The following is a 25,872-nucleotide window of genomic DNA, read 5'->3' as shown; positions in this document are numbered from 1 at the left end:
ATGACGCGGCGTCACCACCTCGGGTGGTGGCGCCGCTTCGTCGTTCATGGGGCCTGTCCGAGGACGCGTACGGCCTCCACGATCAGGTCCCAGAAGGCGTCCGTGTCGACCTCCATGCCGACCTCGGTGTCGGCGGGCCGGCCCGTCACCCCGTGCAGGTCCACCACGGTCGCGCCGCGGGTGTGCGTGCCGGTCAGCTCCACCGTCACCGCCGCCCGCGCCAGGCTGACCAGTGACGGGTCGATCAGGTGGGCGACGGTGAGCGGGTCGTGCAGCGGGGGCGCGTCGAAGCCGTACACCTCGCGGTAGGTGGACGCGAAGTAGGTGAGGAGGTCGACGCAGAGCCCGCTCAGCGGGGTGCCGAGCGCGGAGATCCGGGCGATGACGTCGGCGGTGGCCCGTACCTGGTGGGTCGCGTTGAGGCCGAACATCGTCACCGGCAGACCGCTGCGGAAGACGATGTCCGCCGCCTCCGGATCGCACAGGATGTTGAACTCGGCCGCGGGCGTGGTGTTGCCGCGTTCCGTCGAACCGCCCATGAGCACGATCCGCTCGATCCGGTCGGCGAGTTCGGGGTGGGCGAGCAGGAGGACCGCGATGTTGGTGAGCGGCCCGGTCGGCACGAGCGTGACGGGCGCCGGGTGCGCGAGCAGGGTGTCCCTGATGAGGGTGAGCGCGTCGCGCGGGTCCTGGGGCACGTCCGGCTCGTCCTTGGCGAAGCCGGGCCCGTCGAGACCGGAGTCGCCGTGGATGTTCTCGGCGATCCGGGGCGGTCCGTGCAGCGGGCGGTCGCGGCCCGCCGCGATGGGCACGCCCCTGATCCCGGCGACCGAGCAGACCCGGCGGGCGTTGAGCGTGGTCTTCTCCAGCGTCTGGTTGCCCGCGACGGTGGTGATGGCGAGCAGGTCGATCGCGGGGTGCGCGGCGGCGAGGAGGATGTTGAAGGCGTCGTCGTGACCGGGATCGCAGTCGAGAATCACGGGGACCGGCATGTCTTCACCGTGCCACATCCGGCCCGGCACGCGAAGGACCCGGGCTCGGGACGTGGCCGGTTCGCGCCCCTGCCTCCTACCCCGGAACTCGCCCGTCCGGCCGTACGGACGTTCTAGCGTGCGGGCATGACCTCGCTCAGGCACTGGCGGGCCCCCTTGCTCGCCCTCGCGTCCGCCCTGCTGCTCCTTCCCCAGACGGCCGCGGCGCAGGGCCCGTCGGCCTCCCCCGCCCCCGTGGGGGCGGCGACACCGGACCGGCCCTCGTACACCGTGTCGCTGCGCGGCGACGCGGACGGCTCGCACTGGACCGGCCGCCAGACGGTGTCGTTCCGCAACGCCTCCCGCACTCCCCTGCGGTCCGTGGACATACGGCTGTGGGGCAACGGCACCGACGGCTGCGGAGCCCCGGGCAGGCCGTCCCCGGTCCGGGTGGGCAAGGTCGCCGGGGGCACCCCGGCGGCGCTCACCGTCGGCTGCACCGCGCTGCGGATCGACCTGCCCGAGCCGCTGCCGTACCGGGCGCGGGCCCGCGTCTCCTTCGACCTCGCGATCACCGTCCCGGACCGCGTCCACCGCTTCGGCCGGGACGGCGCATACCGCTACCTGGGCAACGCGCTGCCGCTGCTGTCCGTACGCGACGCGCGGGGCCGGCACCTCGACCCGGACGTCGGCTTCGGCGAGAGCTTCTACACCCTGGCCGGTGACTTCCGGGTCGTGCTCGACCACCCGAGCACGCTGGTCGTCCCCGCGACGGGCAGCACCACCCGGCACCCGGGCGCACCCGGCCGGACGGTCAGCACCAGCGTCGCGCACGGGGTGCGGGACTTCGCGTGGGCGGCGGGCCCCTTCCGGTCGAAGTCGGTGACGACGCCCGGCGGCGTGCGGCTCGGCGCGTACTGGACGGCCACCACGTCCCGTACGGGCGTCGACGCCGCCCTGAAGGACGCCGCGGGCTCGGTCGACGCGTTCGGGAAGCGGTTCGGGCGCTATCCGTACGGGGAGCTCGACCTCGTCATGAGCGACCGCCTCGACGACTTCGGCAGCATGGAGTTCCCGGGCCTCGTCCTGCTGTGGACCGAGCCGGAGGGGTCGGGCGCCGTGCACGAGATCGCCCACCAGTGGTTCTACGGCATCGTCGGCAACGACCAGTTCTCCTCGCCCTGGCTGGACGAGTCCTTCGCCCAGTACGCGACCCAGACGTACCTCCGGGAGCCCACGGCCGGCTGCTGGGAGGACCAGGGCGAGTGGCCCAGCGGCACGGCCGCCCTCACCCGGTCCATGGGCTACTACGCGGACGGTCACCGTCGCGAGTACGTCCAGGTCGTCTACCGGCGCGGCTCCTGCGCCCTGCACGATCTGGAGCGCGTCCTGGGCGGCCCGGCGATGGCGGCCGTGCTGCGCGGCTACGTACGGGACCACTGGCTGGGCGTCGCCACCACCGCGGACTTCAAGCGCGCGGCGCAGGCGGCGACGGCGAAGGACCTCGGCCCGTTCTGGACCGCGCACCGGATCGGCTGAGTCACACGTCCCAGGTGACCGGGAGGCTCTTCACCCCGTAGATGTCCGCGGTCTCCGGGCGCAGGGCGACCTCCTCCGCCGGGACGGCCAGGCGCAGGGTGGGGAAGCGCCTGAACAGCGCGGCGAACGCGACCCGCATCTCGACGCGGGCCAGTTGCGCCCCCAGGCACAGGTGGATGCCGTGGCCGAAGGCCAGGTGCCCGCCGGCGTCCCTGCGCAGGTCCAGCGCGTGGGGGTCGGCGAAGCGCTCGGGGTCGTGGTTGGCGGTGTGGTACGAGAGGACGACCGTGGTGCCGGCCTCGATGGTCACGCCGCCGAGCTCGACGTCCTCCAGGGCCGTCCGCATGAAGGACTTGGCGACGGTGAGGTACCGCAGGAGTTCCTCGACGGCCCCGTCGACGAGCGCGGGATCGGCGCGCAGCGCGGCCAGTTGGCCGGGGTTGCGCAGGAGGGCGAAGGCGCCGAGGGAGAGCATGTTGGCGGTGGTGTCGAAGCCGGCCGCGAGGAGGATCAGGCTGATCCCCTTCAGTTCCTCGTCGGTGAGGTCGCTGTCCGTGAGCTCGCTGAGGATGTCGTCGGTGGGGTTCGCGCGCTTGGCGGCGACGAGCCGGGCGAGGTACTCCTGGGTGGCGGTGTAGGCCGCCATCAGGTCCTCGTCGCCGGTCTCCCCGTTCATGAACTTGTCGATCTGCTCCTGGAAGGAGTCCCGGTCCTCGTACGGCACGCCGAGGATCTCGCAGATGACGATGGTGGGGATGGGCTTGGCGAACGCGGTCACCAGGTCCGCCGACGGCCCGGCCGCCTCCATGGCGTCCAGGCGGTCGGCGGTGATCTGTTCGACGCGCTCGGTGAGCAGGCGCATCCGCCGCGCGGTGAACTTGCCCACGAGCGGCTTCCGGTAGCGCCCGTGCTGCGGTTCGTCCATGAGGAGGAACTCTCCGGGAGGCGCGGGCGGCAGCGCGAAGTCGACCACGTTCATGAGGTCCTTGCGCGAGCTGAACCGCGGGTCGGCCAGGACCGACCTGACCAGGTCGTAGCCGGTGACGAGCCAGCCGGGTATCCCGCCGGGGTGGGTGTAGCGGCTGATCGGGCCGTGGGCGCGGGCTTCGGTCAGCTCCGCCGGCGGGTCGAAGGGGCGGTCGGCCGGACGCCCGGTCGGCAGCGCGGTGACGGTGTGGACGGAGTCGCTCATGGTCGTTCCTCGTCTCGTGGCATCGACTCTTTGACGCATAGAGAAAGCTACGTTGCGTTCAGAGTTTCGTCCATCACCGCGAAGCCATAACACCAGGTGAATGGCGCTAAATTGATGCAATGACGCTGCACCTTAACGCAACGTTGCGTTGCAATGAGCTTCTTCTTCAGGGCTCTCCCCGCGGGCGACCCGCAGGCCGACGGCCCCGACCAGGAGCAGGACGGTGACCGTGCCGAGGGTGAACGCCTCGAACGCCGCGCGGGACATGCCCCAGATGTCGTCGAAGGCGTACTCGATGCCGAGGAGCGCTTCGAGGGTTCCGGGGAAGAGGGCGCACCAGGAGCCGACGAGGATCCAGGCGTAGACCAGCGCCGCGCAGGTCATGAAGCCGCGGTGGCCGAAGGGGACGCGGTAGGGCCGTACGACCTCGGGCCGGCGCAGGCGGAGCAGGACGAGGGCGGGGACGATGACCAGGTAGGACAGCAGCAGGGTGGTGACCGCCACGGTGAGGACCACGGCGAACACGGCGCCCGCGTCGCCGCCCGCGACCCGCATGGCCACGAGCATGAACACCGTGGCCACCGCCCCGGAGAGCAGGTTGGTGCGCACGGGCGTGCCGAGCCGGGGGTGGAAGGCTCCGAGCTTGCGGGTGAAGGAGCCTCCGTCGGCCGCGGCCATCGCCTGCATCCGGTCGCTGACGATCATCCACGCGCTGCCCTGGGTGAGGAGGGCGAAGACGAACATGACGGCGGTGAGCGTCAGGAGCGGGCCGGCCGCTCCTCCGTAGATGCCGAACACGAGGCGGGCGCCCTCCATGAAGCCGCCGATGCCGGTGACCTGGTGGGCGGGGACGACGGCGAGGAGCGCGAGGACCGGCAGCAGGTAGCAGCAGGCCGCGACGGTCGCGGAGCGTCCGAGTGCGGCGGGCACGTCGCGTTGCGGGTCGTGCATCTCCTCGCCGGCGGCGTTGGGGGCCTCGAAGCCGACGTAGGCGAACAGCAGGATCGGCACGAGGGCGAGGAAGCCGGCCGCGGTCGGGGTGAAGTGGGCTTCGGTGAGGCCGTGGAAGCCGTGCTCCATCCCGTAGACCACGGCGGTGAGCGTGAACACCGCGAGCGTGAGGACCTTCACGGCGGCGCCGAGGGTGGTGATCCATTTGCCGCGGCGCAGGGAGACGACGGCGGTGAGGATGGCGGTCCAGACGAACAGCAGCTTGAACGCGTAGTCGGCGAAGGTGCCCGAGCCGAGGGGGAAGACGAAGCCGTCCCAGGTCTCGGCGGCGAGGAAGACCAGGGAGCCGCCCAGCCAGATCGGGTTGGTCACCCAGTACAGCAAGGTGGTGAGCGCGGCCGCCGAACGGCCGAGGGCGAGCTTGACCCAGACGTACGGGCCGCCCTCCTGCGGGAACGCGGCGCCGGTCTCGGCGAACAGCAGGGCGTACGGGACCAGGAAGAACAGTGCGAGGGCCGCCGTCCAGGTGGCGGCCTCGCCTCCGCCGGTGGCGATCTGTCCGACGGTGTCGAAGGAGATGACCGCGGCGATGGCCAGGGCGGTGATGTCCAGGCGCTTCAGGCTTCGCTTCAGGACGGCCGTGGTGTGGGGGGCGCGCGGTTCGGTGGTGGGGAGAGGGGAGGACACGGGCAGTTCCTAGCGGGGAGAGGGGTACTGCAGGCAGGCGCGCGCGAGCGCGGTGACGGCGTGGCGTCCGTGTCGGGGAGGCCCGGCGGGGCACCGGGCCTCCCGTGGGTCGTCAGGCGGAGCGGATCGCGCCGTCGGGTCCGGTGCGCTCCAGGACGCCGCGCAGCGCGGTGGCCACTTCCTTGGCCTCGGTCTCGGTCATGACGAGCGGCGGGGACAGGACCAGGCTGTGGGCGGAGTCGCGCACGATCACGCCGGCCTCGCGGCGGATGACGTCGTGGGGCATGCGGGCGGGGTCGAGGGGCAGGGGCGTGCGGGTGGCGCGGTCCTGGACGAGCTCGACGGCCAGCATCATGCCGACGGAGCGGATCTCGCCGACGATCGGCAGGTCGCCGAGCTGTGCCCGCAGTTCGCCGTGGAGGAAGGAGCCCAGGCTCGTGGCGCGGGCGAGCAGGCCCTCCCGCTCGATGATGTCGAGGTTGGCGGTGGCGACGGCGGTGGCGACGGGATGGCCGTTGTAGGTGTAGCCCATGGGGAAGCCGTGGTCGCGCAGGAGCACCTCGGCGAGCCGGTCGCTCACCAGGAGGGCTCCGAGCGGGACGTAGCCGGAGGTGATGCCCTTGGCGGTGACGATGATGTCCGGGACGACGTCGAAGTACTGGGCGGCGAACCACTCGCCGACCCGGCCGTACGCGGTGACGACCTCGTCGAAGATCAGCAGGATGCCGTGCCGGTCGAGGACCTCCCGCACCCGGGGCCAGTAGTCGGCCGGCGGGACGAGCATGCCGCCGACGCCCATGATGGGCTCGCCGATCATGGCGGCGATGTTCTTCGGGCCGATCTCGGCGATGCGCTCCTCCAGTTCGCGGATGAGGAAGTCGGTCACCTGCCCGGGGGTGAGCGGCTCGTCGCCGTAGAGCTCGCTGCGGTACGGCCACGGGGGCGTGAGGTGGGAGACGTGCGGCATCATCGGGGCGAAGCCCTCGTGGTAGACGGGGAAGCCGGTGGCCGAGCCGCCGCCGTAGCCGATGCCGTGGTAGGCCTTGCTGCGCGCCAGGATCCAGGTCCGGCTGCCCTCGCCCCGCCGGTGGTGGTAGTAGCGGGCCATCTTGATGGCGGCCTCGTTGCCCTCGGAGCCGCCGGAGGTGAAGTAGACGTGGTTGAGCGGCTCGGGGGCGATCTCGGCCAGGCGGGCGGCGAGCTTGATGGCCGGCTCGTTGGAGAACTCCCAGAAGCTGGTGAAGTACTCCAGCTTCTTCATCTGCTCGTGGGCGACGTCGGCGACCTCCTCGCGGCCGTGGCCGATCTGGGCGAGCCAGAGGCCGCCGGTGGCGTCGAGGTAGTCGCGGCCCTCGCTGTCGGTGAGACGGCAGCCGGAGCCGGAGGTCATGACGACGCGCTCGGTGGCGCTGCCCGGCAGGTAGGGGTGGATGATGTGCGCCCGGTCGAGGCGGATCAGGTCTGCGGTGTCGGTGGTCATGGCGGTGTGTCCCTCGCTGGGGTGGGGGTGGGGGTGTCGGTTCGAGTGCCGGGCGGCGGTCCTCCGGCCGCCGGCGGGGTCAGCCGTACGCGATCCAGGTCGTCTTCAGGCCGGTGTACTTGTCGAAGGAGTGCAGGGAGAGGTCGCGGCCGTGGCCGGACTGCTTGAACCCGCCGAAGGGGGTGTACGGGCTGAGCGCGTCGACCGTGTTGACGGACACGGTGCCGGCGCGCAGGGCGTCGGCCACGCGGTGGGCGCGGCCGAGGTCGCGGGTCCACACGGAGGCGGCGAGGCCGTAGGCGGAGTCGTCGGCGAGGCGGATCGCCTCGGCCTCGTCCCGGAAGGGGAGCACGGTCAGCACGGGGCCGAACAGCTCCTCCCGGACGAGCGGGGAGTCGGGGCCGAGGCCGGTGACGACGGTGGGGTCGAGGTAGGCGCCGTCCCGGTCGGGCCGCGTGCCGCCGCACACGAGGGTGCCGCCCGATGAGCGCACGGCTTCGAGGACGCGTACCGCCTGGGCCTCGTCGACGAGCGGTCCGAGCCGGGTCGCGGGGTCGAGCGGGTCGCCGGGCAGCCAGCCGCGGGCGTGCTCGGCGACACGGGCCGTGAACTCCTCGGCGACGGAGGCCTCGACGAGCAGCCGGGTGTTGGCGGAGCACACCTGTCCGGCGTTGTACGCGAAGCCCCAGGCGGCGCGCTCCGCGGCCGCGTCCAGGTCGGCGTCGGCGAAGACCACGTTGGGGCTCTTGCCGCCGGCCTCGGGCCAGACCTGCTTCATGTTGGACTCGGCGGCGTAGGCGAGGAAGCGCTTGGCCACGGCGGTGGACCCGGTGAAGACCAGGGTGTCCACGTCCGGGTGGAGGCCGAGCGCCCGACCGGTCGTCTCCCCCGGGCCGGGGACGACGTTCAGGACGCCGTCGGGCAGTCCGGCCTCCGCGGCGAGCTCCGCGAGGAGCAGGGCGGAGAGCGGGGACTGCTCGGCGGGCTTGAGGACGACGCTGTTGCCGGCGGCCAGGGCCGGCGCCAGCTTCCAGGCCGCGAGGTCGAGGGGGAAGTTCCAGGGCACCACCGCGCCCACGACGCCGAGCGGGGCGCGGCGCACGAGGGCGAGGTTGCCCGGCGGGGCCGGGGCGACCTCGTCGTACAGCTTGTCGACGGCCTCGGCGTACCAGGCGAAGACTCCGGCCGCGCCGGGGACGTCGGTGCCGTGGGACTCCGCGATGGGCTTGCCCATGTCGAGGGTGTCGCAGAGGGCGAGCTCCTCGCCGCGCTCCTCGATCAGACGGGCGAGGGCGAGCAGGACCCGCTTGCGCTCCGCGGGCGCGGTGCGCGACCAGCGGCCGTCCTCGAAGGCGGTGCGGGCGGCGGCCACGGCCCGGTCGACGTCGGCGGCGGAGCCGGCCGCCACCTGGGCGGTGGTCTTGCCGGTCGCGGGGTTGACGGTCGGGATCCACCGGTCGTCGGTGGGGTCGGTCCACGCTCCGTCGATGAAGAGGCGCGTGCGGGGCGTGAGTGCGGCGGCGCGCTGCTGCCAGTGGGCGTACGTCTGCATGCTGTGGCCTTCGATTGCGTCGTGGGACGTGGGGCGAGCCGATGCCCGTTTTCGGGGCGGGGAGGCCGCGGCCCGGGCGGTGTGCGGGGGCGGCGGGGAGGGAGAGGAGCCCGGCGGGGGTGGCCGCGCCGACTTCTTTGAGTTGGGATTCAAACAATTGGTGAAGCGGCCGTCAATGCTCTGGACGGGAACTTCTTGCACAACCTGACGCGGGCGTCAGAGAATGGGCGCCATGAGGAAAGCAGGCAGACCACGCGACCAGACGGCACGCAGGGAGGCCCTCGTCTCCGCCGCGGGGCGGGCCATCGCGGAGCGCGGCCTCGAAGCCCTGCGCATCAAGGACATCGCGGAGGCCGCGGGCGTCTCCCAGGGCTCGGTGCTGTACTACTACCCCGAGCTCGACGACCTCGTCCTGGAGGTGCACCGGGGTGCCGTGGAGGGCTATCTGGCCACCCGGCAGCAGGCCTACGACGACGCGGCCGCCGACGATCCGGCGGCGCGGCTGCGGGCCCTGCTGGACAGCGGCCTGCCGGGCATGACCGACGATCCGGTCCACGGGCTCCTGTACGAGCTGCACCGGCGCGCCGGCCGCAGCCCCGGGCACGCCGAGCTGATGGCCTCGCTGTTCGCCCGGGAGGTCGCGCTCTACACCACCGCCCTCGCGGTCGGCGCCGCGACCGGCGGGTTCACGCTCGCCGCGGCCGCGTCCGACCTGGCGCACGGACTGGTGGCCCTGGAGGACGGCTACGGACTGCACATCATCAGCCGCAACGCCGCGCTGCGCCCCGACAGGGCCCGCGAACTGCTCCTGGCCCACGCGCGGGCGGTGACGGGCCGCGCCGATCTGTAGCCCCCCGGGGGGCTCCGCTCAGGCCCCGGCGGGCCGGGCGGCGATCTCCCGGAGCAGGTCCATGACCGCCCGGGCGCGGGCGGTCACGGCCACGCCCCCCACCGTGGCGAGCTTGACCTCGAGCGGCGGGCCGCCGTCCGTCAGCCGGAGTTCCGCGATCTCGCCGCCGCCGTAGGTCTGGCTGGTCGCCGGCCGCTGGTTGAGCACGGAGTAACCGAGTCCGCGCGCCACCAGGGAGCGCACGGTCTCGTAGCTCCCGGTGCGGTAGCGGACGTCCGGCGCGGTGCCGGTGGCGGCCACCAGGGAGCGGAAGTAGTCGCGGCTGTGCGGGAGGTCGAGGAGGACGAGCGGTTCCGCGGACAGCTCGGCCAGTGCGACGCCGTCCCGGCCGGCCAGCGGGTGACCGGCCGCGACGATGACGTACGCCGGGGCACGGGCGACCGTCTCGGCGTCCAGGTCCGGTTCGGCCGACAGGCCGAGGTCGTAGGTGAGCGCGAAGTCGACGCGTCCCTCCGTCAGGGCCCGCACGAGCTGGTCCGACTCCCCCTCCATGACGTCGAGTTCGATGCCCGGATGGCGTCGGGTGCACTCGCTGAACAGCGCCGGCAGGTAGTACGGGGCCAGGGTCACGAAGCAGCCGACGGCCACCGGCCCGGACAGGGCCCCGCCCTCTCCCCGGGCCTCCCGCTCGACCTCGCGGGCGCGGGCGAGGAGCTCCCGCGCCTGCTGCCGGAGGCGCTCCCCGGCGGGCGTGAGGGTCAGCCCCCGGCCCCGCCTGCGGATGAACAGCTGGACCCGCAGGTCCTGCTCCAGGTTGTGGACGGCGGTGGACACGGCGGACTGCGCGATGTGCAGTTCCGCGGCCGCCTCCGTCATCGAGCCGCGTTCGGCGGCGACGAGGAAGTAGCGGAGCTGAACGAGTGTGAAACCCACTGGTGACGTCATGCGTGGCCCTCGTGCCTGGTGATCCGGTCGACTCCGACCCTATGCGGCACGGGCCGGCTCCGGCCCTATGCGGCACCGGTCGGCGACAGGCCCGTCAGGGCCGCGGGGCTGAGGAGCCCGTCGAGTTCCGCCTCGGTCAGCAGCCCCCGTTCGCGTACGAGGTCGAGCGCGGGCCTGCCGCCGTGGTGGGCCTCGAGGGCGATCGCGCAGGCGGTCTCGTAGCCGAGTGCGGGGCCGAGCGCGGTGACGAGGCCGGTGGAGGCGGCGACGGTCTCGGCGAGCCGCTCCCGGTTGGCGGTGATGCCCCGCACGCAGTGCTCGGTGAGGACGCCGATGCCCGCGGTGAGGTGGTCGAGGCCGGCGCCCAGGCTCCGGTGGATGACCGGCTCGAAGGCGTTGAGCTGGAGCTGTCCGCCCTCGGCCGCGAGGGTGACGGTCACGTCGTTGCCGATGACCTCGAAAGCGATCTGGTTGACCGCCTCCGGGATCACCGGGTTGACCTTGCCGGGCATGATGGACGAACCGGCCTGCCGTGCCGGGAGGTTGATCTCGCCAAGTCCGGCCTGCGGCCCCGAGGACAGCAGCCGCAGGTCGTTGCAGATCTTGGACAGCTTCACGGCGACGCGCTTGAGCACCCCGGACAGGTGGACGAAGACGCCGACGTCCTGGGTGGCCTCGACCAGGTCCGGCGCGGACCGGAGCGCCGGGATGCCGGTCAGCCGGCGCAGGTGCTCCACCGCGCGCTCCCGGTAGCCCGGGCGGGCGTTGAGTCCGGTGCCGATCGCGGTGCCGCCGAGGCCGAGCTCGTACAGCAGCGGTCTGACCTCGGCGAGCCGCTGCTCGTCCTCGGCGAGGGTGGCGGCGTACGCCCCGAACTCCTGGCCCAGCGTCATGGGCACCGCGTCCTGGAGCTGGGTGCGGCCCATCTTCAGGACGCCGGCGAACTCGGCGGCCTTGTCCTCGAAGGCGCCCCGCAGCCCGGCCAGGGCGGTGAGCAACTCGGCGACGTGCGCGTCCAGGGCCAGTCTCAGGGCGGTCGGATAGACGTCGTTGGTGCTCTGGCCGAGGTTGACGTGGTCGAGGGGGTGCAGGACCGCGTACGCGCCGCGGGGGCGGCCGAGGAGTTCCAGGGCGCGGTTGGCGATCACCTCGTTGGCGTTCATGTTCGTCGACGTGCCCGCGCCGCCCTGGATGAGGTCGACCACGAACTGGTCGTGGAGCGCTCCGTCGCGGATCTCGGCGCAGGCGTCCGCGATCGCCGAGGCGAGCGTGGCGTCCAGGGCGCCGACGTCGGCGTTGGCGCGGGCCGCGGCCCACTTGACCGCCGCCAGGGCGCGGATCATGTGGGGGCGGGCGGCGAGGGTCTCCCCGGTGAGGGGGAAGTTGACCACCGCCCGGGCGGTGTGCGCGCCGTAGTAGGCGTCCGCCGGGACGTCGACGTCGCCGAGCATGTCGTGTTCCGTCCGGTGCGCGCGGTCCGGCTCGTGTCCGTGCTCCGTCCGGTGTACGCGGTCCGGCGGGGCGGTGCGCCGGGGGGCCGGGGTGAGGGTCATCGGGGTCCTTCGGATCGTCGCGGTTCGAGGGCTCGGTCCACGCCGGTCCAGGCCAGCGCGATCGCCCCGTCGAGCAGGGCCCGCTCCGCCGCCCCGCCCACGCAGTGCGCGGCGAAGGCGCGCTGGTGGTTGGTGGCGGGCAGGGAGCCGATGCCGATGTACGGGTGGATGGCGGGCACCAGCTGCGAGACGTTGCCCATGTCGGTGGAGGCGCGGTTCATCCGGGCGGCCTGGCCGGGCGGCGCGAACTCCCGCCCCAGGGCGAGGGCGTTCGCACGGTAGTGGCCGAGGGCGCTCTCGTCGGTGCGGAACTCCGCGTACGGCTTGCTCTCGGGCTCGATCCGGAGCTCGCAGCCGGTCGCGAGGGCCCCGGCCTCGAAGGCCCGCGTCACGCGTGGTTCCAGCGCGGCGAGTTCGGCGAGCGTCTCGGCCCGTACGTACCAGCGTCCGGCCGCGCGCTCCGGGATGGCGTTCGGGGCGTCCCCGGCGTGGGTCACCACGCCGTGCACCCGTGCCGAGGCGGGGAGTTGCTGGCGGAGCAGTCCGATCGCGACCTGCGCCACGGTGAAGGCGTCGGCGGCGTTGACTCCCGCTTCCGGATAGGCCGCGGCGTGCGCGGACCTCCCGGTGTAGGAGATGTGGGAGTGGCTGACCGCGAACGGGCGGGCCTCGGCGACGTCGACGGGCGCGGGGTGCACCATCATCGCGAGGTCGGTCCCGGCGAAGGCGCCCCGGTCGAGCAGCTCGATCTTGCCGCCGCCGCCCTCCTCGGCCGGGGTGCCGTAGACCTCGACGGTGAGTCCGGCCTCGTCGGCGACGGCCGCGAGGCCGAGCGCCGCGCCGACGGAGCTCGCCGCGATGAGGTTGTGCCCGCACGCGTGGCCGAGGCCGGGCAGCGCGTCGTACTCGGCGCACAGCGCGATCCGTACGGGCCCGCCGCCGAACCGGGCGTGGAACGCGGTCTCCAGGCCCAGGTAGGAGGAGGTGACGTCGAATCCGGCCCGGTCGAGGAGTTCCGGCACGGCGGCCGCGGCCCGGTGCTCCTCCCAGGCGGTCTCCGGGTCGGCGTGCAGCCGCTCGGAGAGGCCGATGAGCCGTTCGGCCCGGCGGTCGACCGCCTGCCGTGCCGCCGCCTTCATCGCCGCCGTCACAGGTCCCCCGGCACGCCGTACGAGGGTGCGGTGGCGGGGTCGAGGCCGCGTCGCACGTAGTCGTCGCGCTGCGGCAGCCAGACGTCGAGGAGGTCGCCGAGCCGGTCCACGGGGTCCTCGGCCCAGTCCACCCGCAGATCGGTCACGCGCCAGCCGGCGTCCGCGACGACCGCCAGGCCCGCGGAGTGCACGGGCCCCTCCTCTCCGCCGGCGGCGACGGCGGCCTTCAGGGCGGCGAGGAGACGCTCTTCGAGTTCCCCGCCCGCGGCGGCGTAGGCGTCGAGGAGCACGCCGGGGATGTGCGGGCCGGACAGCATGTTGCCGGCGGCGACCGCGCCGTCCGCGGTGGCCGAGGCGTACGTGCCGAGCGTCCGTGCCCCGCTGTGCGCGAAGCCGGGGCCGGTGCGGCCGAGGACGGTCAGCTGCCGGTACGCGATCGTCCCGGCGTTCCGGGCGGCGCCGGTGACGTCGGCCAGGGCGCGCTCCGCGTCCGCGTGCTCCGCGAGGCCGGCCAGGAGGCTCGTGCCGAGCGTGGGGTCGGTGATGTTCTGCGAGGCCGCCGCGCCGACCCCGGGCCGCAGATGGGCGACCCGGGCGAACACGGCCGGGCTCGACGAGCTCGCCACGACGCCGAACCGCTCGCCGTCGCGTACGAGGAGGGAGAAGGTCACGCCCGTCCCTCCTCGGGGATCACGGCGACGGCGTCGATCTCGCACAGCCACTCCGGGCGGGCGAGGGCGGAGACCACCAGGCCGGTGGAGATGGGGTGGACGCCCTTGGTCCAGCGGCCCACGGTGCGGTAGACGGCCTCGCGGTAGCGCGGGTCGATCAGATAGATCGTCAGCTTGACCAGGTGCTCCATGCGGCTGCCCGCCTCTTCGAGCAGCATCTTGATGTTGGCCATGGCGCGCTCGGCCTGGGCCTCGGCGTCGCCGATGCCGACGGACTCGCTGGTGTCGAGGTCCTGGCCGATCTGGCCCCGGACGTACACCGTGTTCCCGGCGACGACGGCCTGGCAGAGGTCGTTGTCGAGGTGCTGCTCGGGATAGGTCTCGCGGGTGTTGAACGGGCGGATCCGGGTGTGTCCGCCGGCGACGATCGGGGCGTTCGGGGTCGTGCTCGGGGTCGTGTTCGGATTCGTGGAGGTCATGGTCCGCTCCTCAGTGCTTCCGGTCGGTGGGCTCGTACGCGAGATAGCCGCGCTGCCGCGCGATGTGGTCGGCGACGTACCGGGCGTCGTGCCAGACGCCCCAGATGAAGCTCGATCCGCGACGGGACAGCCAGGGCAGGCCCAGGAAGTAGACGCCGGGCTCGGCGGACACGCCCCGCCGCTGGTCCGGCCGGCCGTTCCCGTCGAACGCGTCGACGTCGAGCCAGCCGTAGTCGCTCGCGAAGCCCGTCGCCCACACGAGGGACGTGACGCCGGCCTCGTTCAGGTCGAGCTCCAGGCGGGGGCTGGTCACGCACTCCGGGTCCGGCCCGAGGACATGGGCCTCCGGCTCCTCCGGGAGGTCGAGCCCGTTGCGCTCGGCGTACGCGTCGGCGGCCCGCAGGAACTCCAGGTACTGGGCGTCGCCGAAGGCGATGTTCTCGGCGAGGTCCGGCGCGAAGCCCAGGACGCCGTCGTCGTAGGAGGCGGTCAGGCCGACGAGTTCGATGCCGGAGGCCGCCAGGTCCCGGAAGTCCACCGTGTGGCCGCCGCGCGCGCCGCTGACCGCGATGGTGACGTGTTCGGCGCCCTGGGGAGGCGTCTGCGCGTCCCAGATGCCGAGGACGCCGAGCCACCAGCAGAAGTCGCGTCCCCGGTAGGCGCGGGGCGGACGGTCGTGCGGACCGACGGAGAGGAACACCCGGCGCCCGGAGCGGCGCAGCTCGTCGGCGATCTGGACCCCCGAGGAACCGGCCCCGACGACGAGGACCGCGCCCTCGGGCAGCTGCCCCGGATTGCGGTACGCGCTGGAGTGGATCTGCGTGGGGACGGCGCCGTCCGGCACGACGGGCGGGATCACGGGCCGCTGGAAGGCTCCGGTCGCGGCCACGACGAAGCGCGCGTCGATCGTGCCCTGCGAGGTCTCGACACGGAAGCCGGGCCGGCCGGTGTGCTTCCGCACCGAGGTCACCTCGACGCCGGTGCGGACCGGGGCTCCGATCTTCTCGGCGTACGCGGCGAAGTAGTCGGCGACCTGCTCCTTCGACGCGAAGGCGTCGGGGGCGAGGTCGGCGAACTCCAGGCCGGGGAAGCGGTCGTGCCACGCGGGCCCGTTCGCGACGAGGGAGTCCCACCGCTCGGAGCGCCACCGCTCGGCGATCCGGTGCCGCTCCAGGACGGTGTGCGGGATGCCGTGGGCGCCCAGGTGCTCGCTCATCGCCACGCCCGCCTGGCCGGCTCCGACGACGACGACTTCGGTCTCTTCATGCGGCATGTGTGCCTCCGCTCTCGTGGACTGTGCAACCGCACGGCACATCCTTGGAGCGGCCCTGGAAACTGTCCAACAGATGTTTTCGTTGGGAGTCATCCGATTCTCAGATGTACGCAGCTCGGACACCCCTTGACCGGCGTGATCGCCGGGCGTTAATTTGCGGTCAGCATCGACCCGTGGGACCGAGAGGAGGCGATCGGCGGATGAACACCAGCTCCGACCTGAGTCGCCTCGCCCACTGCACGGCCTGGGTTCCGGGTCGCATCGCCCACGGCTGCTGACGACGCCGTTCTCCCGTGCCCTTTCGCGGCACGTTCCGGTTTTCCCCTCACCTCTTTCCGGCACGGCTCTGTCGCGTGCCGTTCCGCGCCCGCTTCTCCGCCGTGGCGCGTCCGAACACAGAAAGCTGCCGACATTGGCGAACATGAGGAACCGACCCATCGCGCACGGAATCGAGGGCCCGTCATGGTAGAGGCGCGCATCACCGTCAACGGGGAAGAGGCACCGCTCGCACCGGCCGCACCCCACACCACGGTGCTGGACTTCCTGCGCGAGCGCGGTCTCACCGGCACCAAGGAGGGCTGCGCCGAGGGCGAATGCGGCGCCTGTTCGATCCTGGTCGCCCGGCCCGGGGTGAACAAGCCCACCGACTGGGTGGCGGTCAACGCCTGCCTGGTGCCGGTCGCGGCACTCGACGGCCAGGAGATCGTCACCTCCGAAGGCCTCGCCGCCGCCGGCGCGCCCGGCACCGCGCCCGTCCTGCACCCCGTGCAGGAGGAGATGGCGGTCCGCGGCGGATCCCAATGCGGTTACTGCACACCGGGGTTCGTGTGCAGCATGGCCGCCGAGTACTACCGGCCCGACCGCTGCGCCCCCGCGGCCGCGGAGGACGACGCCGAGCACGGGCCGAACGGTTTCGACCTGCACGCGCTGAGCGGCAACCTGTGCCGCTGTACGGGCTACCGCCCCATCCGCGACGCCGCGTTCGCCGTCGGCGCGCCCTCCGAGGACGACCCCCTCGCGCGGCGCCGCGAGCAGGCCCCGCCCGCGCCGGTCGCCACCGCGTACGCCCAGGACGACCACGTGTTCCTCCGGAAGGACACCCTGGCCGAGACGCTGCGGCTGCTGCGCGAGCGACCCGGGGCGGTGGTGGTCGCCGGCTCCACCGACTGGGGCGTCGAGGTGAACATCCGCTCCCGGCGGGCGAGTTGCGCGGTCGCCGTCGACCGGCTCCCCGAACTGCGGGAGTTGTGCTTCGGATCCGATTCGATCGAGATCGGGGCGGCACTGTCCCTCACCGAGATCGAGCGCCGCCTCGACGGACAAGTCCCGCTCCTCGCCGAGCTGTTCCCCCAGTTCGCCTCCCGGCTCATCCGCAACGGCGCCACCCTCGGCGGCAATCTGGGCACCGGCTCCCCCATCGGGGACAGTCCGCCGGTGCTGCTCGCCCTCGACGCGTCGGTGGTGCTCGCCGACGCCGACGGTGAGCGCGAGGTCCCCCTCGCGGAGTACTTCACCGGCTACCGGCAGAGCGTGCGCCGCCCCGGCGAGCTGATCCGCGCGGTGCGCGTCCCGCTTCCGCTGTCGCCGGTCACGGCCTTCCACAAGATCGCCAAGCGGCGTTTCGACGACATCTCCAGCGTGGCGGTCGCCTTCGCGCTCGACGTCGAGGGCGGGATCGTGCGCAAGGCCCGCATCGGCCTGGGCGGCGTCGCCGCCACCCCGATCCGCGCCCTCGCCACCGAGGCGGCCCTGGAGGGCAGGCCGTGGACGGCGGAGACCGCGGAGGCCGTGGCGCCGGTGCTGCGGGACGAGGGCACGCCGATGGACGACCACCGGGCCAGCGCCGCGTACCGCTCCGCGATGCTCGGCCAGAGCCTGCTGAAGCTGTACGCGCGAACCACCGAGGCGGTGTCGTCATGAGCCAGTTGTCCGAACGTCCCGAGAAGTCCGTCGTCGGCCTCCCGCTGCCGCACGAGAGCGCCGCCCAGCACGTCACCGGCACCGCGCTCTACACCGACGACCTGGTCCACCGCACCAAGGACGTCCTGCACGCCCACCCCGTCCAGGTCATGAAGGCCCACGGCACCATCACCGCGCTGCGCACCGGGCCCGCGCTCGACGTGCCCGGTGTGGTGCGCGTGCTGACCGGTGCCGACGTGCCCGGCGTCAACGACGCCGGGATGAAGCACGACGAGCCGCTCTTCCCCGACGAGGTCATGTTCCACGGGCACGCGGTCGCCTGGGTGCTCGGGGAGACCCTCGAGGCGGCCCGGCTCGGGGCCGCCGCCGTCGAGGTGGACCTCGACGAGAAGCCCTCCCTGATCACGCTCGGGGAGGCGATCGCCGCGGGCAGCTTCCACGGCGCCCGGCCCGTGATGGAGACCGGCGACGTCGACGCCGGGTTCGCCGACTCCGCGCACGTGTTCACCGGCGAGCTCCGGTTCTCCGACCAGGAGCACTTCTACCTGGAGACGCACGCGGCCCTCGCCCACATCGACGAGGCCGGGCAGGTCTTCGTCCAGAGCAGCACCCAGCACCCTTCCGAGACCCAGGAGATCGTCGCCCACGTCCTCGGTCTGCGCAGTCACGAGGTGACCGTGCAGTGCCTGCGGATGGGCGGCGGCTTCGGCGGCAAGGAGATGCAGCCGCACGGCTTCGCGGCCGTCGCCGCGCTCGGCGCCCGGCTGACCGGACGGCCGGTCCGGGTCCGGCTCAACCGCACCCAGGACCTCACCATGTCCGGCAAGCGGCACGGCTTCCACGCCCAGTGGCGGATCGGCTTCGACACGGAGGGCCGCATCCAGGCCCTCGACGCCACCCTGACGGCGGACGGCGGCTGGAGCCTGGACCTGTCCGAGCCGGTCGTGGCCCGCGCGCTGTGCCACATCGACAACACGTACTGGCTCCCCAACGCCCGTGTCACCGGCCGCATCGCCAGGACCAACAAGGTCTCCAACACCGCCTTCCGCGGCTTCGGCGGCCCCCAGGGCATGCTGGTGATCGAGGACATCATGGGCCGCTGCGCGCCGCTGCTCGGCCTGGACCCGGCGGAGCTGCGGGAGCGCAACTTCTACCGGCGCGGCCAGTCCACGCCGTACGGACAGCCCGTCGTCCAGCCGGAGCGGATCTCCGCCGTCTGGGAGCAGGTCAAGGAGAACGCGGCCTTCGCCGACCGCCGGCGCGAGATCGCCGCCTTCAACGCCGCGCACCCGCACACCAAGCGGGCCCTCGCGCTCACCGGCCTCAAGTTCGGCATCTCCTTCAACCTCACCGCCTTCAACCAGGGCGGCGCGCTCGTGCTGATCTACAAGGACGGCTCCGTCCTGATCAACCACGGCGGCACCGAGATGGGCCAGGGCCTGCACACCAAGATGCTCCAGGTGGCGGCGACCACCCTGGGCATCCCGCTGCACAAGGTGCGCCTGGCCCCGACCCGTACCGACAAGGTGCCCAACACCTCCGCCACCGCCGCCAGCGCGGGCACGGACCTCAACGGCGCGGCGGTGAAGAACGCCTGCGAGCAGCTGCGCGGGCGGCTGCTCCAGGTGGCGGCGACCCTGCTCGGGGTGAACGCCTCGGACGTACGCATCGTCGAGGGCGTCGCGCGCGGGCTCGGCGGCGACGAGGAGCTGGCCTGGGACGACCTCGTGCGGACCGCGTACTTCCAGCGGGTGCAGCTGTCGGCGGCCGGTTTCTACCGGACCGAGGGGCTGCACTGGGACGCGAAGACCTTCCACGGCTCGCCGTTCAAGTACTTCGCCCACGGCGCCGCCGCGGCCGAGGTGGAGGTGGACGGCTTCACCGGCGCGTACCGGATCCGGCGGGTGGACATCGTGCACGACGTCGGCGACAGCCTCTCCCCCATGATCGACATCGGTCAGGTCGAGGGCGGGTTCGTGCAGGGCGCGGGCTGGCTGACCCTGGAGGACCTGCGCTGGGACGCCGGTGACGGGCCGAACCGGGGCCGGCTCCTCACACAGGCGGCGAGCACGTACAAGCTGCCGAGCTTCTCGGAGATGCCCGAGGAGTTCCACGTCACGCTCCTTCGGAACGCCGGCGAGGAGGGCGCGGTCTACGGCTCCAAGGCCGTGGGCGAGCCTCCGCTGATGCTCGCCTTCTCCGTACGGGAGGCGCTGCGGCAGGCCGCCGCCGCGTTCGGCCCGGAGGGGATCGGCCTCGAACTGGCCTCGCCCGCGACGCCGGAGGCGGTGTACTGGGCGATCGAGGCGGCCCGCGACAGGGCCAGGGCCGGCGCGGAAGTGCCGAGCGGTGCCTGACATGACGTGGTTCGCCGCGGTCGCGCGGCTGCGGGCACGCCGGGAGGCCGGCGTGCTCGTGACCGTCGCGGCCGTGCGCGGCCACGCCCCGCGCGACGCCGGCGCGAAGCTCGTGGTCGGACGCGGCGAGACCTGGGGCTCGATCGGCGGCGGGAACGTGGAGGCCGTCGCGATCGACCGGGCCCGGGAGATGATCGCCGCGTCCGAGACGGCGCCGGAGCTGATCGACTTCGCCCTGAACGACAAGGTGACCAACCGGCACGGCGTGCAGTGCTGCGGCGGCACGGTGTCGGTGCTGCTCGAACCGCTGCCGGTGGTACGGGCCGTGGCGATCTTCGGGGTCGGGCACGTCGGGCTCGAACTGGCCCGGATCCTGGCCCGCCAGGACCTCGACCTCCATCTGGTCGACAGCCGCTCCGACACCCTCGCCGAGGAGCGGCTCGGGGTGCTCGCGGACGCGGTGGCGCAGGTGCGCGTGCACCACACGCCGCTGCTGCCCGAGGAGGTCCTGGAGGAGCTGCCGCCCGGCACCCACGTCCTGATCATGACCCATGACCACGCCGAGGACGCCGCCCTGTGCGACGCCGCCCTGCGCACGCCCCGTCTCGGGTCCATCGGGCTGATCGGGTCGGCGGCCAAGTGGGCGAGGTTCCGCAGGCGCCTCGCCGTGGAGGGCGGTCACGACGAGGCCGACATCGACCGGATCAAGACCCCGATCGGTCTCGCCGACCTCTCCGGGAAGGAACCGGCGACGATCGCCGTGAGCGTCGCCGCCGATCTGCTGCGCGCCTTCGAGACCGGGGGGAGCTGACCTCCGCCCGCCGCGGGGCGTGCCGGCGCGGGCCGGACCGGCTCACCGCCGCAGCTTGAGCCGGACCGCCTCCGCGTCGTCGTGCCGCAGCGCGTCGAGGAGTTCCCAGGCCTGCCGCCAGGCCTCCCGGGCGCTCTCGGGCCGGCCGGCCGCCGACTCGACGTCGCCGAGGTGGTCGAGCGAGACGGCCTCGTGGTAGGGCGCGCCGACCTCCCGCAGGCCCTCCGCCGATATCCGGAAGCAGTGCGCCGCCCGCTCCAGGTCGCCCGTCTGGTGGTGCACCACGCCCAGGCTGTCCCAGGTGAGGGCCAGGCTGCGCCGGTCCCCGAGCTCCTCGAAGACCTGGCGGGCGGCGTCGCACATGGCCAGCGCCTCGGCGTGGTTGCCCAGCAGGGCCTGGAAGTAGCCCACGTTGTTGAGGGCCTTCGCCTCTCCGCTCCGGTGGCCGAGCTCCCGGAACAGCTCCAGTGCCCGCTGGTTGTGGTGCAGCGCCTCCCCGGGGCGTTCCTTCGCTTCGTACCGGCCCGCGAGGTCGAGGTGGACGTCGGCCTGGCCGAGCAGGTCCCCCTCGGCGGTGAACAGGTCGAGCGCCCGGCGCAGATGCGTCCCGGCCTCGGTGTCCCGGGCCGCGTTCCAGCGCAGGGACGCGGCCAGGCTCCGGTGCGCCCGGGCCCGGGCCGTCGTGTCGGCCATGCGCTCCGCCGCCTCCAGGGCGGCCGTCTGGACGATCGCGCCGTCCGCCCAGTGCCCGCCCCAGGCGAGGTACGTCTTCAGGACGTAGGCCAGCTGCCAGCACGCCAGGTCGAGCCCGCTCGCGCCGGCCCGGACGACGGTCTCCACGAGGGCCGCGTGTTCGCCGGTGAACCACTCCCGGGCCGCGCCGATGTCCGCGAGGTCCTCGGGGCGCACGCCCCGCCCCGGCTTCGGGGGCAGGTCGACGGGGGCCAGCTGGGGGTCCATCAGGAGCGCGCCCCGCTGCGCGGTGTGGAGGTAGTGCTCGGTGATCCTCTTCAGGGCGGTGCGGCGGCTCGCCCCGGAGTCGACCTGTTCGCCGAGCTCCACCGCGTACGTGCGCAGCAGGTCGTGGAAGGCGTACCGGCCGTCGGCGCCCTCGGTGACCAGGTTGGCCTCGGCCAGTTCGGTCAGGAGCGGGTGGACCCGGGCCGACGGGAGCGCGGAGAGGCTGCCGGCCACGGACACGGTGATGCCGGGCCCGGGGTGGACGGCGAGCAGCCGGAAGAGGCGCGCGGCGTCGGTGCTCAGCGTCTCGTACGACCAGGAGAGCACCGCGCGGACGTCGCTCCAGGCGTCGCTGCCGGTGAAGGCGTCGAGGCCGCGGGCGAGGCGCAGCCGTTCGACGAGCCGGGTCAGGCTGAGGGCGGGGGTGACGGCCGCCCGGGCGCCCACGACGGCCAGGGCCAGCGGGAGGCGGGCGGCCAGCTCGACGGCCTCGTCGACGGCGCGCGGGTCGGCCGTGACGCGGGCACGGCCGACGCGCGCGGTGAGGAGCTCGCGCGCGTCGTCGGGCGACAGCACGTCGAGCGCCACGGGCTGGGCGTCCTCGACGGCGACGAGGCCGAGGAGCTGGTCCCTGCTCGTCACGACGGTCAGGCTGGTCGCGGACCCGGTGAGGAGCGGTCGTACGTGGGCGGCGTCGCGGGCGTTGTCCAGCAGGATCAGGTAGCGGCGTCCGTCCGTCAGGGTGCGGAAGAGGGCCGTCCGGGCCTCCTGGGAGGCGGGGACGCGCGCGCGTGGCACGCCGAGGCCTTCGAGGAGGCTGCGCAGGGCGCTGTCGGGGGTGACGGCGGATCCCTCCGGGGCGAAGCCGCGCAGGTTCAGATGGAGCTGGCCGTCGGGGAAGTCGGCGCGGACCCGGTGCGCCCAGTGGACGGCGAGGGTCGTCTTGCCCACGCCGCCGGGGCCGGAGACGACGATGGGCCCCGTGCCGGCGTGCCGGCGGGCGTCCTCGAGGAGTGCGTCGAGCCGTGCCAGTTCCGCCCGCCGGCCGGAGAAGTAGCGGGAGACCGGGGGAAGCTGGGCCGGGACGTGGGCCCCGTCGGGGACCGGTGCGGGTTCGGGCGCGGGCGCGGGGGCCGGGGTCTTCGGCTCGGGCTCGCCGTGGCCCCGGAGGATGTCCGCGAGCGCCTCCTGCACGGCGCGGCCGGGCGAGACGCCGAGCTCCTCCGCCAGGATCCTGCGGAGCCGGTGGAAGACGGCCAGGGCCTCCGCCTGGCGGTCGGTGCGGTGCAGGGCCAGCATCAGATGGCGGTGGAGGCCCTCGCGCAGCGGGTGCTGTTCGGTGAGCGCGTACAGCTCCGCCGCGAGGCCGTCGTACCGGCCGAGGCGCAGGTCGGCCTCGCAGCGCCATTCCAGGGCGACGAGCCGGGCCTCGTCGAGGGCCTGGAGGCCCGGCCCGTACCGCAGGCTCTGGCCGAGTCCGGGAAGGTCCGCGAGCGGGCTCCCCCGCCAGAGCCCCAGGGCCGTCGCGCACGCCTCCCGTACGGTCTCCCAGTCCTCCTTGTGCCGGGCGGTGCGGGCGGTGGCGAGGAGCTCCTCGTGCCGGTCGCTGTCGAGCGCGCCGCGGTCCACGTCCAGGACGTATCCGGGCGGCACCGAGCGCAGCCGGGCGGCTCCCTCGGGGCCCAGCGTCCTGCGCAGACGCGTCACGTGGTTGTGCAGCGAACTGGAGGCCGTCGCGGGCAGGTCGGTGCCCCACAGGGCGGCCTTGAGCTCGTCGGAGGAGACCACCTGGCCGCGTTTCAGGAGCAGGATGCCGAGCAGGATCCGGACCTTCGTGCTGCCGATGACGAGAGGGCCGGCGGCGTCCTGCGCCGTGATCGGGCCCAGCAGGCCGAAACGCATCTGTCTGACTCCAGGGCTCGGTGGTAGCGAGTGCCCGCGCACCTCGTTGAACGGACCGGTCACAGGTTGTACGCCACACATCCTGACCGAAGCGAACCGGACACACGTTCACGTCTCAAACTTGTGTTCCCGGACGGGTGCCATAAGGGGCATGGAGGCCCCATTCCCCTGCCGGACCCGCGAGTCCGCCCGGCCACGGGCCTGCGCCGCGCGGCCCAACGCGTGTCCCCCGTGCGTGGGCGAGCGAACGTTTCCTCTGTTCCCGCCCCATGACACCTCGGGCGATGATCGGCTCCCCGCCGGAGTCACCGGAGACTTCCGGCCGTTCCCGGAGGTGTCCCTCTCGTGCTGCTCGTCATCGTCGTCGCCGTCGTCGCTCTGCTCGCAGGTCTCGCGGCGAACCGGTTCCTAAGGCCGAGGCTGCTCAAAGAGGACGACGACACGGGCATGGCGGTGAAGGACCTCGTCGGCCCGCTCCTCACGATGACCGTCCTGCTGCTCTCCTTCGTCCTGGTCACCGCCAACGGCTCGTACGGCAAGGCCGAGGTCGCCTCGCGCGGCGAAGCCCGGGCCCTGGACCAGCTCGTGGAGACCGCCGAGTACGCGCCGCAGGTGCAGCGGGCGCGGATCCAGGCCGACGCCGTCTGCTACGCCCGAGCCGTACGCGAGCAGGAATGGCCGGCCATGTCCGACGGCCACGGATCGCCGGCGCCCAGTGTGTGGTCGACGGACTTCCGCCTGACCTTCCGGACCCTGCAGGGCCAGCCGGTCTTCGGCATGCTGGTCTCCGCCGACAACAAGCGCTCCGACGAGCGCGAGGAGCGCCTCACCCAGGCGAGCGCGAGCATTCCCAGCGCCATCTTCTGGTTCCTGCTCGCCACCCTCTTCATCACCGTGACGGCCCTGGGCATCTGTCTGCCCCGGAAGAACAACCGCGGTCAGCTGGTCACCCTGACGGTGATCACCGCGCTCCTGACGACGATGCTGGTCATCATCCGGGACGTCGACCGGCCCTTCGGCGGCATCATCGACGTGGAGCCGACGGCGATCACCGAGGTGGAGAGGCAGGCCACCCGCGACTTCCTCGCCCACAGCCCGGCCATCGGCCTGCCCTGCGACGACCAGGGCACCAAGGTCGCCTGACCACCGGCGGCCGAATGCGGCGATCACTGGCGCCCCGCACCGGAGTTGTGTTCTCCTGAACCCATGAGCCTTCTCGTGACGCGCCGGCACGTGGACTACGTGCGCGTCACGACCATGGCGTGTTCCGGCTGACACCGAGGCCTCGACCCGGCGTCCGGACACCGACGCGCACGCCCCGGCTGATCCCGGGCGCCTCCTGACGGCCTCGTCCTGCCCCGCGCTCCGTTGCCCCCCGCCTTCGCGGCGGGCCACGCGACCGCGCGCATCACACCATCCACCGCAGCAGGAGGAGACGCATGAGCGTCCGCGACATATCCGTTCCCGATCCGGAGGTCTTCGCCGAGGAGTGGGAGGCGTGGCACCGGGACAAGGACGCCCGGCTCGCCTCGGAGCACGGCTTCCTCGCGATCACCGGTCTGCACTGGCTCTCCGCCGAGCCCGAGTCCTTCCCCGGCGTGCCAGGGACCTGGTCCACGGGGCCCGAGGGCGTCGCCGTGGAGCTCGGCGAGGGCGACGAACTCGTCGTCGGCGGCGAAGCGGTCCGGGGGCGGCACCTCTTCGGCGTCGTCCCGGAGCGCGGCGGCGTCGACGCCGTCTGGGGCGACACCGTGATCGAGGTCGCCAAGCGCGGCGGCAACGACATCGTCCGCCCGCGGCACCCCGGTCACCCGCTGCGGGTCGCGTTCACCGGCACGCCGGCGTACGAGCCCGATCCGCGCTGGGTGGTCACGGGCCGCTACGAGGTCTTCGACGAGCCGCGGCCGACGACGGTCGGCGCCTCCGTCGAGGGCCTCCAGCACGTGTACGACGCTCCGGGACGGGTCGTCTTCCGGCTGGACGGGCGGGAGTTGAGCCTGACCGCCTTCAACGGGCACGCGCCCGGCAGCCTCACGCTGCTGTTCACCGACGCGACCTCGGGCGTCACCACGTACGCGGCCAACCGGAACCTCACGGTCGGGGCCCCCGGGCCCGACGGCACGGTCGTGCTCGACTTCAACCGCGCGACCAATCTGCCCTGCGCCTACACCGACTTCGCGACCTGCCCGCTGCCGCCGGCCGAGAACCGGCTGCCCGTCGCGGTCGAGGCCGGGGAACGGATCCCCCACGAGCGCGGCCCGGTCGCGTAGGCCGTCGTCCGGTGTCGCCACGACGGGACGGCGTCGTGGCGGCCCGGCGGTGAGCCCGTCCGGGTTCCCCTGAGGGCCGGCCCTGAGATCGGGTCCCGAGGGCGGGCCCCGGGGCGCGCATCGAGTCGTGACCGTCGGGTGGTCCTGGTGAGGTCTTCGATCCAGACCGTCGAGGCGTGCGGGCGGAGACCGGCGAGACAGCTGTCGGGGGTCTTGTCGTATCGGGTGTCCCACCGTCCCGGTTCCGGCCTCCTGGTACGTCACGCTCCGGGGCGGGCGAGGCACGTGGAGCCGACGTGAGCCGACCGGTGCGCCGATGCCCGGGCGGGGACTCAGGGGACACGGCCCGGCACCCGGC

General features: G+C 73.2%; 19 protein-coding genes. 7 read left to right on the top strand and 12 right to left on the bottom strand.

The annotated features are described in order from the left end of the window. Window positions 1–44: 44 nt before the first annotated feature. A complete protein-coding gene (locus ACFYUS_RS08825; RefSeq protein WP_388847396.1) occupies window positions 45–992 on the bottom strand; it encodes a nucleoside hydrolase in 948 nt (315 codons plus the stop codon). 126 nt (window positions 993–1,118) lie between these two features. On the opposite strand from ACFYUS_RS08825, the gene ACFYUS_RS08820 reads away from it, so the two are divergent. Further along, window positions 1,119–2,510 carry a M1 family metallopeptidase gene (locus ACFYUS_RS08820; RefSeq protein WP_388847394.1) on the top strand — a complete coding sequence of 464 codons (1,392 nt, stop codon included), beginning with the start codon at window positions 1,119–1,121 and terminating at the stop codon, window positions 2,508–2,510. Window position 2,511: 1 nt separating this feature from the next. Here the strand turns inward: ACFYUS_RS08820 and ACFYUS_RS08815 are convergent, their stop codons facing one another. The 4 genes from ACFYUS_RS08815 to ACFYUS_RS08800 all read right to left on the bottom strand — a co-directional run bounded on the left by ACFYUS_RS08815 (window position 2,512) and on the right by ACFYUS_RS08800 (window position 8,372). After that, entirely contained in the window at window positions 2,512–3,702 is a 1,191-nt protein-coding gene (locus ACFYUS_RS08815; protein ID WP_388847392.1) for a cytochrome P450, read from the bottom strand. A gap of 132 nt (window positions 3,703–3,834) precedes the next feature. Then, window positions 3,835–5,340: an APC family permease gene (locus ACFYUS_RS08810; RefSeq protein WP_388847390.1), complete on the bottom strand. Its 1,506-nt coding sequence runs from the start codon at window positions 5,338–5,340 to the stop codon at window positions 3,835–3,837. A 112-nt stretch (window positions 5,341–5,452) separates the two neighbouring features. After that, window positions 5,453–6,820 (bottom strand): aspartate aminotransferase family protein, encoded by a 1,368-nt coding sequence (locus ACFYUS_RS08805; RefSeq protein ID WP_388847388.1) that lies wholly within the window; start codon window positions 6,818–6,820, stop codon window positions 5,453–5,455. Between the two features lie 79 nt (window positions 6,821–6,899). Beyond that, window positions 6,900–8,372: an aldehyde dehydrogenase family protein gene (locus ACFYUS_RS08800; RefSeq protein WP_388847386.1), complete on the bottom strand. Its 1,473-nt coding sequence runs from the start codon at window positions 8,370–8,372 to the stop codon at window positions 6,900–6,902. A 232-nt stretch (window positions 8,373–8,604) separates the two neighbouring features. Between ACFYUS_RS08800 and ACFYUS_RS08795 the strand changes: the two genes are divergently transcribed. Continuing rightward, on the top strand, window positions 8,605–9,222 hold the full coding sequence (locus ACFYUS_RS08795; RefSeq protein ID WP_388847384.1) for a TetR/AcrR family transcriptional regulator: 618 nt from the start codon (window positions 8,605–8,607) through the stop codon (window positions 9,220–9,222). A gap of 18 nt (window positions 9,223–9,240) precedes the next feature. Here ACFYUS_RS08795 and ACFYUS_RS08790 read toward each other — a convergent pair whose 3' ends face one another. From ACFYUS_RS08790 to ACFYUS_RS08765, 6 genes are all read right to left on the bottom strand, one after another. Further along, a complete protein-coding gene (locus tag ACFYUS_RS08790; protein ID WP_388847382.1) occupies window positions 9,241–10,155 on the bottom strand; it encodes a LysR substrate-binding domain-containing protein in 915 nt (304 codons plus the stop codon). A 77-nt stretch (window positions 10,156–10,232) separates the two neighbouring features. Next, window positions 10,233–11,720 (bottom strand): aspartate ammonia-lyase, encoded by a 1,488-nt coding sequence (locus ACFYUS_RS08785; protein WP_388847380.1) that lies wholly within the window; start codon window positions 11,718–11,720, stop codon window positions 10,233–10,235. Continuing rightward, the gene (locus ACFYUS_RS08780; protein ID WP_388847378.1) at window positions 11,717–12,871 is read right to left on the bottom strand and encodes a M20 family metallopeptidase; all 1,155 of its coding nucleotides are present in this window, start codon (window positions 12,869–12,871) and stop codon (window positions 11,717–11,719) included. Before ACFYUS_RS08780 ends, ACFYUS_RS08785 begins: the two co-directional genes overlap by 4 nt. Further along, window positions 12,868–13,542 (bottom strand): DUF1028 domain-containing protein, encoded by a 675-nt coding sequence (locus tag ACFYUS_RS08775; protein ID WP_388847376.1) that lies wholly within the window; start codon window positions 13,540–13,542, stop codon window positions 12,868–12,870. The genes ACFYUS_RS08780 and ACFYUS_RS08775 overlap by 4 nt, the downstream gene beginning before the upstream one ends. After that, window positions 13,539–14,021: a RidA family protein gene (locus ACFYUS_RS08770; RefSeq protein WP_388847374.1), complete on the bottom strand. Its 483-nt coding sequence runs from the start codon at window positions 14,019–14,021 to the stop codon at window positions 13,539–13,541. The genes ACFYUS_RS08775 and ACFYUS_RS08770 overlap by 4 nt, the downstream gene beginning before the upstream one ends. Window positions 14,022–14,031: 10 nt before the next feature. Next, entirely contained in the window at window positions 14,032–15,294 is a 1,263-nt protein-coding gene (locus ACFYUS_RS08765) for a flavin-containing monooxygenase (RefSeq protein WP_388847372.1), read from the bottom strand. Window positions 15,295–15,756: 462 nt separating this feature from the next. Here ACFYUS_RS08765 and ACFYUS_RS08760 point away from each other — a divergent pair, with 462 nt between their 5' ends. Genes ACFYUS_RS08760 through xdhC form a run of 3 tightly spaced genes read left to right on the top strand, consistent with a single transcriptional unit; the run spans window position 15,757 to window position 20,382 of the window. Next, a complete protein-coding gene (locus ACFYUS_RS08760) occupies window positions 15,757–17,214 on the top strand; it encodes a xanthine dehydrogenase small subunit (protein ID WP_388847370.1) in 1,458 nt (485 codons plus the stop codon). After that, on the top strand, window positions 17,211–19,571 hold the full coding sequence (gene xdhB, locus ACFYUS_RS08755) for a xanthine dehydrogenase molybdopterin binding subunit (protein WP_388847368.1): 2,361 nt from the start codon (window positions 17,211–17,213) through the stop codon (window positions 19,569–19,571). Before ACFYUS_RS08760 ends, xdhB begins: the two co-directional genes overlap by 4 nt. Window position 19,572: 1 nt before the next feature. After that, window positions 19,573–20,382: a xanthine dehydrogenase accessory protein XdhC gene (gene xdhC, locus ACFYUS_RS08750; protein WP_388847366.1), complete on the top strand. Its 810-nt coding sequence runs from the start codon at window positions 19,573–19,575 to the stop codon at window positions 20,380–20,382. Window positions 20,383–20,424: 42 nt separating this feature from the next. Here xdhC and ACFYUS_RS08745 read toward each other — a convergent pair whose 3' ends face one another. Next, a complete protein-coding gene (locus ACFYUS_RS08745) occupies window positions 20,425–23,244 on the bottom strand; it encodes a BTAD domain-containing putative transcriptional regulator (RefSeq protein ID WP_388847364.1) in 2,820 nt (939 codons plus the stop codon). Window positions 23,245–23,589: 345 nt separating this feature from the next. Between ACFYUS_RS08745 and ACFYUS_RS08740 the strand changes: the two genes are divergently transcribed. After that, window positions 23,590–24,387, top strand: coding sequence for a hypothetical protein (locus ACFYUS_RS08740; protein WP_388847362.1), 798 nt, complete (start codon window positions 23,590–23,592; stop codon window positions 24,385–24,387). A gap of 296 nt (window positions 24,388–24,683) precedes the next feature. Beyond that, window positions 24,684–25,514: a DUF1684 domain-containing protein gene (locus tag ACFYUS_RS08735; RefSeq protein ID WP_388847360.1), complete on the top strand. Its 831-nt coding sequence runs from the start codon at window positions 24,684–24,686 to the stop codon at window positions 25,512–25,514. Window positions 25,515–25,872: the final 358 nt, after the last annotated feature.

The organism is Streptomyces sp. NPDC004284, from assembly GCF_042874035.1.
Lineage (GTDB): Bacteria > Actinomycetota > Actinomycetes > Streptomycetales > Streptomycetaceae > Streptomyces.
Note: the sequence above shows the minus strand (reverse complement) of the source record. Positions and strands in the feature narration are given on the sequence as shown.